Origin of the sequence: Pseudomonas sp. NPDC086251, from assembly GCF_044746405.1 — a bacterium.
Classification (GTDB): domain Bacteria; phylum Pseudomonadota; class Gammaproteobacteria; order Pseudomonadales; family Pseudomonadaceae; genus Aquipseudomonas.
On sequence record NZ_JBIVBY010000040.1, the window covers coordinates 17,355 to 31,748 of the forward strand.

Genomic DNA, 14,394 nt, shown 5'->3' on the forward strand with positions numbered 1-14,394 from the left:
AGAGACCGACATGCTCGATTCCAAACTGTTACGTAGCAACCTTCAGGACGTAGCGGACCGCTTGGCATCCCGTGGCTTTGCCCTGGATGTGGCGCGCATCGAAGCGCTGGAAGAACAGCGCAAGACCGTCCAGACCCGCACCGAAGCACTGCAGGCTGACCGTAATGCGCGCTCCAAATCCATCGGCCAGGCCAAGCAGCGCGGTGAAGACATCGCGCCACTGATGGCCGACGTCGAGCGCATGGCGAGCGAATTGAGCGCCGGTAAAGTCGAGCTGGACGCGATCCAGACCGATCTGGACTCGATCCTGCTTGGCATTCCGAACCTGCCACACGAATCCGTGCCGGTCGGTAAAGACGAAGAAGACAACGTCGAAGTGCGCCGCTGGGGCACCCCGAAGGCATTCGATTTCCCGGTTCAGGACCACGTCGCCCTGGGCGAGAAGTTCGGCTGGCTGGACTTCGAAACCGCCGCCAAGCTGTCCGGCGCCCGTTTCTCCCTGTTGCGCGGCCCGATCGCCCGTCTGCACCGCGCCCTCGCGCAGTTCATGATCAACCTGCACACCAGCGAACACGGTTACGAAGAGGCTTACACGCCTTATCTGGTTCAAGCCCCGGCGCTGCAAGGCACCGGCCAGCTGCCGAAGTTCGAAGAAGACCTGTTCAAGATCGCGCGCGAAGGCGAAGCCGATCTGTACCTGATCCCGACCGCTGAAGTGTCGCTGACCAACATCGTGGCCGGCGAGATCGTCGATTCGAAACTGCTGCCGATCAAGTTCGTCGCCCACACGCCGTGCTTCCGCAGTGAAGCCGGTGCGTCGGGTCGCGATACCCGCGGCATGATCCGCCAGCACCAGTTCGACAAGGTCGAGATGGTCCAGATCGTTGAGCCGTCGACGTCGATGGACGCGCTGGAAGGCCTGACCGCCAACGCCGAGAAAGTCCTGCAATTGCTCGAACTGCCTTACCGCACCATCGCGCTGTGCACCGGCGACATGGGCTTCAGCGCGGTCAAGACTTACGACCTGGAAGTGTGGATCCCGAGCCAGGACAAGTACCGCGAGATTTCGTCGTGCTCCAACTGCGGCGACTTCCAGGCCCGTCGTATGCAAGCCCGTTTCCGCAACGCGGAAACCGGCAAGCCTGAACTGGTTCATACCCTTAACGGTTCCGGCCTGGCGGTCGGTCGTACGTTGGTGGCGGTGCTGGAAAACTACCAGCAAGCCGACGGTTCGATCCGTGTGCCTGACGTACTGAAACCGTACATGGGTGGCCTTGAGGTCATCGGCTAAATGGACTATCTGCCGCTGTTCCATAACCTGCGCGGCAGTCGAGTATTGGTCGTCGGCGGTGGGGAAATTGCCTTGCGCAAATCCCGCCTGCTGGCCGATGCCGGTGCGCTGCTGCGGGTGGTCGCACCTGAAATCGAACCGCAACTGCGCGAACTGGTTGCCGGCAGCGGTGGCGAGTGCCTGTTGCGGGGCTACGTCGAAGCGGATCTGGACGGGTGCGGGCTGATCATTGCCGCCACCGACGACGAACCGCTGAACGCGCAAGTCTCCGCCGATGCCCATCGGCGTTGCGTACCGGTCAACGTGGTGGACGCGCCTTCGCTGTGCAGCGTGATCTTTCCGGCGATCGTCGACCGTTCGCCGCTGATCATCGCCGTCTCCAGCGGCGGCGATGCGCCGGTGCTGGCCCGCTTGATCCGCGCCAAGATCGAAACCTGGATTCCGTCCACCTACGGTCAACTGGCCGGTCTGGCGGCGCGTTTCCGCAGCCAGGTCAAACGCCTGTTTCCAGACGTGCAGCAACGCCGGGCATTCTGGGAAGACGTGTTCCAGGGCCCGATTGCCGATCGGCAACTGGCCGGGCAGGGCGCTGAAGCCGAGCGCCTGCTGCAAGCGAAAATCGATGGTGAAGCGCCCGTGGCCACCGGCGAAGTGTATCTGGTGGGTGCAGGGCCGGGTGATCCCGACCTGCTAACCTTCCGCGCATTGCGCCTGATGCAGCAAGCCGATGTGGTGCTGTATGACCGCTTGGTGGCACCGGCGATTCTGGAATTGTGCCGGCGCGATGCCGAGCGGATTTACGTCGGCAAGCGTCGCGCCGATCACGCCGTGCCGCAGGATCAGATCAACCAGCAATTGGTCGATCTGGCCAAGCAAGGCAAGCGTGTGGTGCGGTTGAAGGGCGGTGATCCGTTCATCTTCGGCCGTGGCGGTGAAGAGATCGAAGAGCTGGCGGCTCAAGGCATTCCGTTCCAGGTGGTGCCGGGTATTACGGCGGCCAGTGGTTGCGCGGCGTATGCCGGTATTCCGCTGACGCACCGCGATTATGCGCAGTCGGTGCGTTTTGTCACCGGGCACTTGAAGGATGGTTCCACCGATTTGCCGTGGGCCGACCTGGTCGCGCCGGCGCAAACCCTGGTGTTTTACATGGGGCTGGTGGGGTTGCCGATCATCTGCGAGCAGTTGATCAAGCACGGTCGCGCGGCGGATACCCCGGCGGCGTTGATTCAGCAGGGCACGACGGTCAATCAGCGGGTGTTTACCGGCACGCTGGCGGACCTTCCGCAACTGGTGGCGGAGCATGAAGTGCATGCGCCGACGCTGGTGATTGTTGGGGAAGTGGTGCAACTGCGCGAGAAACTGGCGTGGTTTGAAGGGGCTCAGGCGCAAGTCTGAACACCGAGTCGCCTCATTCGCGAGCAAGCCCGCTCCCACATTCGACCGAGTTCTAACTTAAGAATACGGTTAAATGTGGGAGCGGGCTTGCTCGCGAAGGGGCCCTCAAAACCTCCCCAAACTTTAGATCAGACGCCGGCCCTGCGCCAAACCCCTTTCCCGCTCAACCGCTCCCGATCATGGGCGGCGGTGAAATCCTGCGCCGGCCCCTTCGGCACAATCCCCGTCGGATTGATGGTCTTGTGGCTCCCGTAGTAATGATGCTTGATGTGCTCAAAACTCACCGTCTCGGCAATCCCCGGCCACTGATAAATCTCCCGCAGCCAGTTCGACAGGTTCGGATAATCGGCAATCCGCCGCAGGTTGCACTTGAAGTGCCCGTAGTACACCGCATCAAAACGAATCAGCGTGGTAAATAACCGGATATCCGCCTCCGTCAGGTATTCGCCGGTCAGGTAGCGATTCGCGCCAAGCAACAATTCCAGCCGATCCAATTCGCCAAACACATCATCGAACGCTTCTTCATAAGCCTTCTGCGACGTAGCAAACCCGGCGCGGTACACGCCGTTGTTCACTGCCGGATAAATCCGCTCGTTCAGCGCATCGATCTCACTGCGAAGCGGTGCCGGGTAGAAGTCCAGCTCATTGCCGGTCAATTCATCGAACGCGCTGTTGAACATGCGGATGATTTCCGCCGATTCATTGTTGACGATGCGATTCTGCTGTTTGTCCCAGAGCACCGGCACGGTGACGCGGCCGGTGTAGTCGCTGGTATCGGCGGTGTAGCGCTGGTGCATGAAGGAGAAGTGGTCGAGTTTGTCGCCCGTCGATCCCAGGTTCTGGTCGAAGGTCCAGCCGTTTTCCAGCATCAGCCAACTGACCACCGACACGTCGATCAGGCTGTCGAGGCCCTTGAGTTTGCGCAGGATCAACGTGCGATGAGCCCACGGGCAGGCCAGCGATACGTAGAGATGATAGCGACCGGCCTCGGCGGCAAAGCCACCGACACCACTCGGGCCAGGCTTGCCATCGACGGTCACCCAGTGACGACGTTGCGCCTGTTCACGCTGGAACGCGCCGTCCTTGCTGCTTTCGTACCACTGGTCATGCCAGCGACCTTCGACTAACAAACCCATGTTCAAGACTCCTCAATCCGATAAGCGTTGGAGAGGAGTCTATGCCCATGAGTTCGAACAAATAGCGCAAAGGTTGGAGGGTTATGATCGGTTAAATCGATCTGTCCCGCGCATCCCAATACTGCTGCGCGGTTTCGAAGGCTTGCTCGCGGGTCTGGCCGAGGCCGCGCAAGGCCAGGGCCATGGTCGAAATCAGCGCCATTTGCGGGTAGCTGTCGACCACGTCGCCGCGCCACACGGCTTTCATATGCTCAGGCTCAAGCGAGGCCGGTTTGACGTGGCGCTGGCTCGACAGTTGCGGCCATTCCTCGTCCCAGCTTTCGCCGCCGGTGGTCCCGTACAAGTGACTGTCGGCGTCCGGGTTGATCTCGATCTCGCCGCCATCGCCCTTGACCACAATCGCGGTGTCGCCCAGCAAGCCGCTGGCATCGCGATGCACCGCCTGGTAGCCGGGATGGAAAATGCTTTGCAGGCCGCAGCGCGCGCCCAGCGGATTGAGAATCCGCGTCAGGGAGTGGATTGGCGAGCGCAGACCGAGGGTGTTGCGCAGGTCGATCATTCGTTGCAACTGCGGCGCCCAGTCCACCAGCGGCATGAACGCCAGGCCGCCGTTATCCAGTGCCTCGCCGACCTGTTGCCAGTTGCGGCACAGCGGGATGTTCAACGCGTCCAGCAGTTGTTCGCTGTACAGGCGACCGGCCGTGTGGGCGCCGCCGCCGTGCATGAAGACGCGCACGCCGTTCTGCGCCAGGCACTTGGCCGCCAGCAGGTACCACGGCAAATGACGTTTCTTGCCGGCATAGGTCGGCCAGTCGAGATCGACGGCCATTGCCGGCGGATTCAACCGTTCGCGCAAGGCTTCGGTGAACCCGGCCATTTCCTCGGCGCTTTCTTCCTTGTGGCGCAACAACATCAGGAATGCGCCGAGCTGGGTGTCCTCGACCTTGTCGTCGAGCACCATGCCCATGGCCTCGCGGGCTTCGTCCCGGGTCAGGTCGCGGGCGCCGCGTTTGCCTTTGCCGAGGATCCGCACGAATTGGGCGAACGGGTGCTCGGCGGGTGTTTCGAGGGTCAGCGCTGGGAAATCGGTCATAAGCAATTCGTCGGTTTGGGCAGGCCCGCCAGTTTTGCGGCGAGTTTGGCAGGGGTGCCTTTGAACAATCGGTTCAGGTGCAGGCTGTTGCCCTTGTCCGGGCCCAGCTTCAATGCGGTGTACTTGATCAGCGGACGGGTGGCCGGCGACAACTGGAACTCCTCGTAGAAACTGCGCAGCAGTTCGAGGATTTCCCAGTGTTCGGGGCTCAACTCGATGTCTTCGGCGGCGGCCAGGGCGCTGGCCACCTCAAACGACCAGTCACTCAGTTCGACCAGAAAACCGTCCTTGTCCAACTCGATGGCGCGGGCGCCGACAGTCAGGGAATTCATAGCCAGCTGTTGACCTTGTCGTAATGAATCGACAGCTCGACGAAGGCCGGGTAATCGATGGCACTGGCCCAGTCCGGAACACTCAGCGCCCGGGCCTGAGCGTCTTCGGCCAGTACGAACAGCTTCAAGTTGCGGGCATTCAGAACGCTGAACGGCGCGGTGCCGGGCTGCAAGGCATACGCCGCGTCGCCGGACAGCAGCAACGCATCGTCAGCGCCGATCACGCGCAGGCAACTGGTCAGGCGGTCGTCGCCGAACGGGGAATGAGACAACACATGCAAAGTCGACATCAGAGGGTGATCACCTGGTCGTAACGGTCAATAAGTGCGGTGATTTCGTGAGCGGCCAGCACTTGGGCTTCTTCCAGCGCCAGACCGGCCGGGTCGAGACCGCGTTGCGCAGCGCTGTCGCCACAGACGAACAGGTCTTCGACACCGAACATCGGCAAAGCCTGCAGGTTGGCGCTCAGGTCTTTCTGTTGCAGGGCCTTGGCGTCCTGTTTGGCGGCGAGCTGGAACACCCCGTCATCGAGAAACAGCAGGCCGATCGGCAGATCGAAGGCGCCGCCGGCCAAGACGATGTCCAGCGCTTCCCGCGCGTTCGGCCCGGACCAGGGCGCCTGACGGCTGATGATCAGCAAGGATTTGGGCATCTTATGCACCTCCGAAACACATCAAGCGATCAGCGTCCTGCACCGCATCATGCAACTGGCCGAGGCCGGACAATTCCCACGGCGCGCCGACGGCGACGGCTTCACGCTGATAACGCTTGGCTTCCTCTTCGTTCAACACCCCGCGACGCAGGGCCGCGGCGATGCACACGACGCCATCGAGTTGATGCTCGGACACAAAGGCGCGCCATTGCTTGGGCACGTCCTGCTCATCCTGAGGCGTGACCACGCTGCCGGAGGCGTTGTAGACGCCATCCTGATAGAAAAACAGCCGGACAATCTCATGCCCACCGGCCAGCGCAGCCTGGGCAAACAGCAGGGCGCGGCGCGAGGAGGGCGCATGAGCGGCGGAAAACAGCGCGATGGCGAACTTCATGATGGACTCGATCAGCGAAACTGCGGCCATGATAAAGCTTTCTCGCGGGTGCGGCGAAGGGGGTTTTCCTCAGGACCGAGTCGCCGCCTTCGCGAGCAAGCCCGCTCCCACATTGTCCGTGTGAACACTGGAGATCAAATGTGGGAGCGGGCTTGCTCGCGAAGGCGGCCTGACAGGCACCACCCAACTCAGCGCGGCATATACCCCAACTGCCAACGCCGCGGAATCTTCAGCGACAACACTCCCAATGCCCCGGCCAGCAACCCGCTGACAAACAACGCCTTGAGCCCAAGGTGATGTTCCAGCACGGCACCGAGCACCGCGCCGGCGAACATGCCGGTCCAGGGAATCAGTTGCACGCGCCAGCCATTGCGCCGCTCGCCAAGCATCCAGCGCCCCAGACCCCGGCCGAAGCGCGACAGCGCCCCGGTGACGTAGGTCAGGCCGACCGGCAAACCGTTCACTTCTTCCACGGCGGCATTGAGCATGCCCATGGCAATGATCGCCGCCAGCAGCGCCGGCAATTGTTCGTCATAGGGCCACGCGGCGGAACCACAGAGCAGCGTGGCGATGCACAGCAGCAAGGGCAACGCCCGGCGTCCGCCGAGTCGGCTGACGACGATGCCCAAGGCATTGCCAATGATAAACGTGGCGACGAGGATCAACAGGCGCAGGGTCAGGCCCAGGTCGCCATCGCTGATGGCCACCGCGAGGCGGGTGGTGTTGCCGCTCATGAACGAAACGAAATCGCCGCTGGCCATGAAGCCGATAGCATCGGTCATGCCGGCGAGCACCGAGAGGCTCGCCACCAGCGACATGCCGATGCGTCCGCGCCATTTGCGGGTATGCAGATGGCCCGGGCTGGCGCGATCAGTTGAGTGGGATGGCAACATCGGCGAAGGTCGTCCTTAAGTGGCGACCGTGACGGTCACTGACTCAATCCATATAACTCGCAATACTCGAGCCAGTCCATACCGGCCATCTCGGCCACTTCCTTGTGCACTTCCATACGCTGGGCCTGATAATCCTCAGGCGTCGCGGCGGTCAGTTGCAGCGTCAGCTCCCAGGCAAACAACCCCAGGCGCTCGGCTTCAGCCTCGAAGGCTTCATGCAAGCGCTCATCGCGAAACTGCGCGGCGGTCTCGCCCTTGGCCTGGGCCAACAGCGGGTTGAGGTGGTCGAGTTCGTCGCGCAGTTCAGGGCGCTCATCGAGAAACCGCTTCAGCGCTTGCTCGTGTTGCTGTTCGGTCGCCGCCATGGTCGCTCCTTGATAATGGGTTACGAAGACTGCTTCTTGCTGGCCTTGGCCGCGGCGGCCAGGCATTCGAGGGCAAACTGCTCGGGGTAGGTCATCTGGATCGGCGTGGTTTCGCCTTTGACGGTTCTTTCGCCGTCGAGGATGTAGCGAATCCGCTTGTCGGTGACGCCGATGCGCTTGGCGATCCAGGAAGGCGTCTGGCCGATCTGGCTGATCAGCTTGTCGGCGTATTCAGCGGTCGGTTTGTAGTATTCGGCGTTGGGTGTCATGTGCGTTCCAAAAAAATGTGTGTTGCGCTGTGAATGGCGCGACATGGTGCGCGAATCGTCACGCGGTGTCGCGGTATAAATGAAGTAAAGCAGAACGATACGCCGTGCCACGGTGATACAGTCCGCTTTTTCTTGATGAGCGAACGCAATGCGAATTCTGATGGTGGCGCTGGCCGTGACGTTGCTGGCGGGATGTGCCGGCTCGGCGATGAACGATGCGCGCAGCAAAGCCCCGTATAAAACCCTGAACTCGGACAAACCGGAAAAAGTCGTCGCCCAGTGCGTGCAGTTTTCCTGGCAGGACGAGGCGGTGTTCGGTGTCGATGCGGGGGCGTATTTGCAGCCGGGCGAGAAGGGCGGGACCACCGTTTACACGCGTGCGGCGGAGTCTTTTGTCGACGTGACCACAGATGCGTCGGGGACGGTACTGAGTTATTACGCGCAGCAGGACGATTTTGTCGCCAAGCGCCGTTTGGCGGCGCTCGCGACTTGCCTTTAAGGCCAACGCAGTCCCCTTGTGGGAGCGGGCTTGCTCGCGAAAGCGGTTTTTTATTCAACATTGATGTTGATTGACCCACCGCCTTCGCGAGCAAGCCCGCTCCCACATTTGTTCGGTGTCGATCAGGAAAAGGAGCCTTGATCAGTTGCTCAGGCGCTTCTGGAAAAAAAAGCGCTTGTGGCCCGGCGGGTAGTCGACAATCTGGTCCAGCTCGCTGTAGCCGAGCTTCTGGTAGAACCCCGGCGCCTGGAAGTCGAAGGTGTCGAGCCAGACCCCGATGCAATTTTTCTCCCGCGCCAGGTCTTCGGCCATGTGCATCAGCTTCGTCCCCATGCCCTGGCCCCGGGCCTGTTCCGGCACCGCCAGCAACTCGACGTACAGCCATTGATAAAAAACCCGGCCATACAGACCGCCAAGAATTTCGTCGTGTTCGTCGCGGATCAGCAAGGCAAACGGCTCCGGCGTCGTGGCGCCGGCCTTTGAGGCGTTATAGGCACGCAACGGCAGCACGATGGCATGTTCCTCGGCATCCGTGGGGTTTAGCGACCGTTCGATTCGCAGGGACATCAGCTATTTCCTTATGGCTTGGGCAGACAACAGACCGAAGCCTATCTCGGCCAGCGGTCGTTGTTCCAGCCCCTCAGGTGGAACCGTCGATCGTGCGCAGGTGTCTAGCCTAAACAGCGTCATTCCAGAACGCGGCCGATGAGGACACCCTGTGAATATTTTTGAAGCCTTGCGCGAAAGTCATGAACGCCAACGCACCTATGCCGATGCGCTGATCCAGACCCGTGGCGACACCCCGGAGCGGGTCGAGGCTTACAAGCAACTCAAGTCCGAACTCCAGGCCCACGAAACCGCTGAAGAACGGCATTTCTACATTCCGCTGATGGAATTCGACAACGGCGTCGACCTGAGCCGTCACGCCATTTCCGAACACCACGAGATGGACGAAATGATGGAGACGCTGGACGAGACCGAGATGTCCAGTCCGGCCTGGCTGGCGACCGCGAAGAAGCTCGCTGAGAAAGTCCATCACCACCTCAAGGAAGAAGAGCAGAAGTTCTTCCAGATGGCCGGCAAGTTGCTCGACGACAAACAGAAAGAGACGCTGGCCGGGCAGTATGTGAAGGAGTACGAGGCCCAGCTTCAGTGAGCGTGTTTTCGTCTAAGCTGTGCATCCTCTGACGAAAAAAGGATGGATTGTCATGTCGAACACCGCCGAGCGGGTCAACATCATCGAGTCCCAGGTGTTGTCCCACGACTGGTACCTGCTGAAGAAAATCACCTTCGATTACCAACGCAACAACGGCGAATGGCAACGCCAGACCCGCGAAGTCTACGACCGTGGCAATGGTGCGGCGATCCTGCTTTACAACCGGGAAAAGAAAACCGTGGTGCTGACCCGGCAATTCAGGTTGCCGGTGTTCGTCAATGGCCACGATGGCTTGCTGATCGAAGTGGCGGCAGGCCTGCTCGAAGGGGCGGCGCCGGAAGAGCGCATCCGCGGTGAAGCGGAGGAGGAAACCGGTTACCGCGTGCACCACGTGCAGAAGGTGTTCGAGGCCTACATGAGCCCGGGTTCAGTGACTGAAAAGCTGCACTTTTTCATCGCCGAATACGACGCTTCATCGAAGGTCAGCGAGGGCGGCGGACTGGAGGAAGAGACCGAGGAACTGCAAGTGCTGGAGTGGACATTCGACGACGCGCTGGCGGCATTTGAACGGGGCGAGATCTGCGACGCGAAGACCATCATGCTGTTGCAGTATGCGGCGATGAAAAACATCTTCTAAACCACAAAACAATCCCTGTGTAGCAGCTGGCGCAGCCTGCGTTCGGCTGCGCAGCAGTCGTAAAATTGTGCGCCGCGGTTTACCTGAAACACCGCAGTGACTGGTTTTACGACTGCTGCGCAGCCGAACGCAGGCTTCGCCAGCTGCTACAAGATCGCGTCAATTTGGGAACAAATCATCCATCCTGCGGGCGCCGGACCATTCGCAGCCTTCCAGCGTCAGCAACAATTCCTTCGCTTCAAGCCCACCCGCAAACCCCGTCAATTTCCCCGATGCACCAATCACCCGATGACACGGCGCAATAATCGAAATCGGATTCTTGCCATTCGCCGCACCCACCGCCCGAACCGCACTGGGGTTGCCGATTTGCATCGCAATCTGGCCATAGCTGCGTGTCTCGCCGAACGGAATGGTCAGCAGCGCCGCCCAGACCTTCTTCTGAAATGCCGTCCCGGAAAAATCCAGCTCCAGCTCGAAGTGATCGCGAGTGCCGGCAAAGTATTCCCGCAACTGCTGCGCGGTGCGCACAAGGATCGGATTATCCGGGGCCTCGCTCATCGGTCCAAGCCGCACCCGGCCGGGTTTGTCGTTTTCCCAGAGGATGGCCGCCAGTCGCGTGCCGTTCGCGACCAGCGTCAACTCGCCGACCGGGGACGCCAGTGTGGTGCAGGTGTAAGTCATGCCGGCGAACTCCGCGGATGGGCTGGACAAGCGGCAAGCATACTGCCTCGACGGGGAGGCGCAAAACGTAATCCCAGCCATACTTGCCTCTGCTCTTGAAGCGCGTTCCTCTGTTTATCTGCAGAGCCTAAAAACAAAAAGAGACCGACTCATGAAGTTCGAACCTTTTGCCAAATCGCTGCTGGCGACCTCATTGGCGCTCAGCTGCCTCAGTGCTTACGCCGCCTCCGTGGCCCCGGTCGCGGCCGAAAACGGCATGGTGGTCACGGCCCAGCATCTGGCCAGTCATGTCGGCGTCGATGTGCTGAAAAACGGTGGCAACGCCGTCGATGCCGCAGTCGCGGTGGGTTATGCGCTGGCGGTGGTGTATCCCGCGGCGGGCAACCTGGGTGGCGGCGGTTTCATGACCATTCAACTGGCGGACGGGCGCAAGACTTTCCTCGACTTCCGCGAAAAAGCGCCGCTGGCGGCCACGGCCAACATGTACCTCGACAAAGAGGGCAATGTCGTTCCGGACCTGAGTACCCGTGGCCACCTGGCGGTCGGCGTGCCGGGGACCGTCTCCGGCATGGAATTGGCACTGTCGAAATACGGCACCAAGCCGCGCAAGGAAGTGATCGCCCCGGCGATCAAGCTCGCCGAAGACGGTTTCGTGCTGGAGCAGGGCGATGTCGATTTGCTGGACTACGCCACCGACGTGTTCAAGAAGGACATCAAGGACTCGGGCGCGATCTTCCTGAGCAACGGCGAGCCGATGCAAGTCGGCCAGACGCTGGTGCAAAAAGACCTCGGCAAAACCCTGCGGGAAATTTCCGAAAAGGGTGCCGACGGCTTCTATAAAGGCTGGGTGGCCGACGCCATCGTCACCTCCAGCCAGGCCAACAAAGGCATCATCACCCAGGCCGACCTCGACAAATACAAGACCCGCGAACTGGCCCCGATCGAGTGCGACTACCGTGGCTACCACGTGGTCTCGGCACCGCCGCCAAGCTCCGGTGGCGTGGTGATCTGCGAGATCATGAACATCCTCGATGGCTACCCGATGAAAGACCTCGGTTACCACTCGGCCCAAGGCATGCACTACCAGATCGAAGCGATGCGCCACGCGTATGTGGACCGCAACAGCTACCTCGGCGACCCGGACTTTGTGAAGAACCCGATCGCCCATTTGCTGGACAAAAACTACGCGACCAAAATCCGCGCCGCCATCGACCCGCAAAAGGCTGGCGTGTCCCGCGAACTCAAACCCGGGGTAGCGCCGCACGAAGGCAGCAACACCACGCACTACTCCATCGTCGACAAATGGGGCAACGCGGTGTCGGTGACTTACACCCTCAACGACTGGTTCGGCGCCGGGGTCATGGCGAGCAAAACCGGGGTCATCCTCAACGATGAAATGGACGACTTCACCTCGAAAATCGGCGTGCCGAACATGTACGGCCTGGTGCAGGGCGAAGCTAACGCCATCGCGCCCGGCAAGGCACCGCTGTCGTCCATGAGCCCGACCATCGTCACCAAGGACGGCAAAGTGGTGATGGTGGTCGGTACGCCCGGCGGCAGCCGCATCATCACCGCGACCTTGTTGACCATGCTGAACGTGATCGACTACGGCATGAACATCCAGGAAGCGGTCGATGCGCCGCGTTTCCACCAGCAGTGGTTGCCGGAAGAGACCAACCTGGAAGCCTTCACCACCAGTCCGGATACGGTGAAGCTGCTCGAAAGCTGGGGCCACAAGTTTGCCGGTCCCCAGGATGCCAACCACCTGGCGGCGATTCTCGTCGGCGCACCGTCGCTGGGGGGCAAGCCGGTGGGCAAGAACCGCTTCTACGGCGCGAACGACCCGCGCCGCAATACCGGGTTGTCACTCGGTTACTGAGGCCCGAGGCCATCCCGGCTTACCGGGATGGCCCCGATTTTGTAGCAGCTGTCGAGCTTGCGAGGCTGCGTTCGGCTGCGAAGCAGTCGTCAATTCTGTGCATGCGGTTTTCCTGAAACACCGCAGCGTTTGAATTCACGACTGCTTCGCAGCCGAACGCAGCCTCGCAGGCTCGACAGCTGCTACAAGCTGCTACAAGCTGCTACACGTTGAGGGGGAGCGGATTCGAGTCCGTTTCCGATCTATCGACCGATCAAGGAAGGAACTCCATGACCACCGCACTGTTAGTCATCGACGTCCAACGCGCATTGTGCAGCGGCGAATATGAGTGCTTCGATATCCAACGCGTCATTAAAAACATCAATGGCCTGAGCGCGAAAGCCAGAGCCGCTGGAATACCGATCGTTCTGATTCAACACGAAGAAGAGGGCGACCTGCTGAAACACGGCTCCGTAGGCTGGCAACTGGCCGAAGGGCTGGAAACATCACCGCAAGACTCACGCGTACGCAAAACCACCCCGGATTCGTTCTACCAGACCAACCTGCAAAAGCTGGTGCCGAAGGAGGATTTCGAACGCCTGATCATCTGTGGCCTGCAAACCGACTATTGCATCAACGCCACCGTGCGTGAGGCGCTGAAACAGGGGTATGACGTGGTCCTTGCGGCCGACGCTCATTCCACCATCGATAACGGAAACCTCACCGCCGAAGACATCATTGCCGAGCACAACAAGGACCTTGCGCACCTGACCGGTTCGGTGGCACGGATCGACGTCATCCCGAGCAGCGATGTCCGCGTTTAAGCACCGAAAATCTCGATCAGCTCCGTCAGGAACGCACTGACCAGATCCCGTTGCCGCGCCGAGTGCCGAACCGCCGCATGAAAGCCGACCTCATAGCGCAGCAGTTCGGGATTCAATGGATGCAGCTGCCCAAGCTGTTCATGCTTGGCCGCGTAGTGCTGCGGCAGAAAGCCCAGGTGTTGGCCGGACAGGATGAGCAGGGCGGCGCCGTCCATGCTGTCGGTGAGCACGGTCAAACGCTCGATCGAGGCGGGTGCCGGCATTTCCGGCAGCGGGTGGCTGGGCCATACCCAATCGTATTCGCTGACATCCTCTCGGGTCAGCGCGCCGACGTGCTCGAACAGCGGGTGCGAGGGCGCGCAATAGGCGATCTGGGTTTCCGGGAACAACGGGAAGTAATCAATATTGGGCAAGCGGTGCCAGAAATAACCGATCGCCAGATCGATATGGCTGTTGATGATTTTCTCTTCGAGCAGCGATGACGACAGCTCGGTGAAGTGAAAATACAGCCCCTCATGCCGGGAGCGTAAACGCGCAATGGCCAGGGCGATTTTCTTGTTCGCCACGGGGTCGATTTGACCGAGCAGGCCGATGTTGATGTTGCCCGAGACCTTGCGATTGATGTGCTGGACTTCAACCCGGAAGCCTTCGGCAGCCGCCAGCAACCGGCGGGCGGCCTCGACAAACTGGCCACCCTTGGGCGTCACCGAAAATCCGCCGCGCCCACGTTCGCACAGCCGAAATCCGACCCGCGCTTCCAACGTTGCCAATTGCGCGCTGATGGTCGGTTGCGTGGTGTTGAGGGCGGTTTGCGCCGCCGAGATCCCGCCCGCCTCAACGACGGTCAAAAATACCCGGATCAAGCGCAGATCCAGCTCCGATACAGTCCCCAGCATGCCTTTCCCCATTTTTCACTCAC

At 60.8% G+C, this 14,394-nt stretch carries 19 protein-coding genes; 7 read left to right on the forward strand and 12 right to left on the reverse strand.

Going from position 1 to position 14,394, the window contains the following annotated elements:
• The first annotated feature begins 10 nt into the window (after positions 1-10).
• Together serS and cysG are read left to right on the forward strand one after the other, a co-directional pair.
• On the forward strand, positions 11-1,291 hold the full coding sequence (serS, locus tag ACIPL2_RS30700; protein ID WP_401363280.1) for a serine--tRNA ligase: 1,281 nt from the start codon (positions 11-13) through the stop codon (positions 1,289-1,291).
• Positions 1,292-2,686 carry a siroheme synthase CysG gene (gene cysG / locus ACIPL2_RS30705; protein WP_401363283.1) on the forward strand — a complete coding sequence of 465 codons (1,395 nt, stop codon included), beginning with the start codon at positions 1,292-1,294 and terminating at the stop codon, positions 2,684-2,686.
• 128 nt (positions 2,687-2,814) lie between these two features.
• Here cysG and ACIPL2_RS30710 read toward each other — a convergent pair whose 3' ends face one another.
• The 9 genes from ACIPL2_RS30710 to ACIPL2_RS30750 form a co-directional block, all read right to left on the reverse strand.
• Positions 2,815-3,822 (reverse strand): glutathione S-transferase family protein, encoded by a 1,008-nt coding sequence (locus ACIPL2_RS30710; RefSeq protein WP_401363286.1) that lies wholly within the window; start codon positions 3,820-3,822, stop codon positions 2,815-2,817.
• A gap of 91 nt (positions 3,823-3,913) precedes the next feature.
• Positions 3,914-4,915 (reverse strand): glycosyl transferase family protein, encoded by a 1,002-nt coding sequence (locus ACIPL2_RS30715; protein WP_401363289.1) that lies wholly within the window; start codon positions 4,913-4,915, stop codon positions 3,914-3,916.
• Complete coding sequence (locus ACIPL2_RS30720) at positions 4,912-5,247, reverse strand: TusE/DsrC/DsvC family sulfur relay protein (RefSeq protein ID WP_401363292.1); 336 nt, start codon at positions 5,245-5,247, stop codon at positions 4,912-4,914. The genes ACIPL2_RS30715 and ACIPL2_RS30720 overlap by 4 nt, the downstream gene beginning before the upstream one ends.
• Entirely contained in the window at positions 5,244-5,537 is a 294-nt protein-coding gene (tusB, locus tag ACIPL2_RS30725) for a sulfurtransferase complex subunit TusB (protein ID WP_401363295.1), read from the reverse strand. The genes ACIPL2_RS30720 and tusB overlap by 4 nt, the downstream gene beginning before the upstream one ends.
• Positions 5,537-5,899, reverse strand: coding sequence for a sulfurtransferase complex subunit TusC (tusC, locus tag ACIPL2_RS30730; RefSeq protein WP_401363298.1), 363 nt, complete (start codon positions 5,897-5,899; stop codon positions 5,537-5,539). The genes tusB and tusC overlap by 1 nt, the downstream gene beginning before the upstream one ends.
• Position 5,900: 1 nt before the next feature.
• Positions 5,901-6,293 carry a sulfurtransferase complex subunit TusD gene (tusD, locus tag ACIPL2_RS30735; RefSeq protein ID WP_401363375.1) on the reverse strand — a complete coding sequence of 131 codons (393 nt, stop codon included), beginning with the start codon at positions 6,291-6,293 and terminating at the stop codon, positions 5,901-5,903.
• 188 nt (positions 6,294-6,481) lie between these two features.
• Positions 6,482-7,186: a YoaK family protein gene (locus ACIPL2_RS30740; RefSeq protein ID WP_401363301.1), complete on the reverse strand. Its 705-nt coding sequence runs from the start codon at positions 7,184-7,186 to the stop codon at positions 6,482-6,484.
• A gap of 35 nt (positions 7,187-7,221) precedes the next feature.
• Positions 7,222-7,551: a DUF6388 family protein gene (locus ACIPL2_RS30745; protein WP_401363304.1), complete on the reverse strand. Its 330-nt coding sequence runs from the start codon at positions 7,549-7,551 to the stop codon at positions 7,222-7,224.
• A gap of 20 nt (positions 7,552-7,571) precedes the next feature.
• Positions 7,572-7,820 (reverse strand): hypothetical protein, encoded by a 249-nt coding sequence (locus ACIPL2_RS30750; protein WP_008154823.1) that lies wholly within the window; start codon positions 7,818-7,820, stop codon positions 7,572-7,574.
• A 148-nt stretch (positions 7,821-7,968) separates the two neighbouring features.
• Between ACIPL2_RS30750 and ACIPL2_RS30755 the strand changes: the two genes are divergently transcribed.
• The gene (locus ACIPL2_RS30755) at positions 7,969-8,319 is read left to right on the forward strand and encodes a hypothetical protein (RefSeq protein ID WP_401363307.1); all 351 of its coding nucleotides are present in this window, start codon (positions 7,969-7,971) and stop codon (positions 8,317-8,319) included.
• A 141-nt stretch (positions 8,320-8,460) separates the two neighbouring features.
• Here ACIPL2_RS30755 and ACIPL2_RS30760 read toward each other — a convergent pair whose 3' ends face one another.
• On the reverse strand, positions 8,461-8,886 hold the full coding sequence (locus ACIPL2_RS30760; protein ID WP_401363310.1) for a GNAT family N-acetyltransferase: 426 nt from the start codon (positions 8,884-8,886) through the stop codon (positions 8,461-8,463).
• Positions 8,887-9,037: 151 nt separating this feature from the next.
• Between ACIPL2_RS30760 and ACIPL2_RS30765 the strand changes: the two genes are divergently transcribed.
• Entirely contained in the window at positions 9,038-9,475 is a 438-nt protein-coding gene (locus ACIPL2_RS30765) for a hemerythrin domain-containing protein (protein ID WP_401363313.1), read from the forward strand.
• Positions 9,476-9,527: 52 nt separating this feature from the next.
• Positions 9,528-10,112 carry an NUDIX domain-containing protein gene (locus tag ACIPL2_RS30770; protein WP_401363315.1) on the forward strand — a complete coding sequence of 195 codons (585 nt, stop codon included), beginning with the start codon at positions 9,528-9,530 and terminating at the stop codon, positions 10,110-10,112.
• Between the two features lie 159 nt (positions 10,113-10,271).
• On the opposite strand, the gene ACIPL2_RS30775 is transcribed toward ACIPL2_RS30770, so the two are convergent.
• A complete protein-coding gene (locus ACIPL2_RS30775) occupies positions 10,272-10,793 on the reverse strand; it encodes a methylated-DNA--[protein]-cysteine S-methyltransferase (RefSeq protein WP_401363318.1) in 522 nt (173 codons plus the stop codon).
• Between the two features lie 151 nt (positions 10,794-10,944).
• On the opposite strand from ACIPL2_RS30775, the gene ggt reads away from it, so the two are divergent.
• The gene (gene ggt / locus ACIPL2_RS30780; protein WP_401363321.1) at positions 10,945-12,672 is read left to right on the forward strand and encodes a gamma-glutamyltransferase; all 1,728 of its coding nucleotides are present in this window, start codon (positions 10,945-10,947) and stop codon (positions 12,670-12,672) included.
• 269 nt (positions 12,673-12,941) lie between these two features.
• Positions 12,942-13,475: a cysteine hydrolase family protein gene (locus tag ACIPL2_RS30785; protein ID WP_401363324.1), complete on the forward strand. Its 534-nt coding sequence runs from the start codon at positions 12,942-12,944 to the stop codon at positions 13,473-13,475.
• Here the strand turns inward: ACIPL2_RS30785 and ACIPL2_RS30790 are convergent.
• Positions 13,472-14,371 carry a LysR family transcriptional regulator gene (locus tag ACIPL2_RS30790; RefSeq protein WP_401363326.1) on the reverse strand — a complete coding sequence of 300 codons (900 nt, stop codon included), beginning with the start codon at positions 14,369-14,371 and terminating at the stop codon, positions 13,472-13,474. The two genes, ACIPL2_RS30785 and ACIPL2_RS30790, sit on opposite strands and share 4 nt — an antisense overlap.
• Positions 14,372-14,394: the final 23 nt, after the last annotated feature.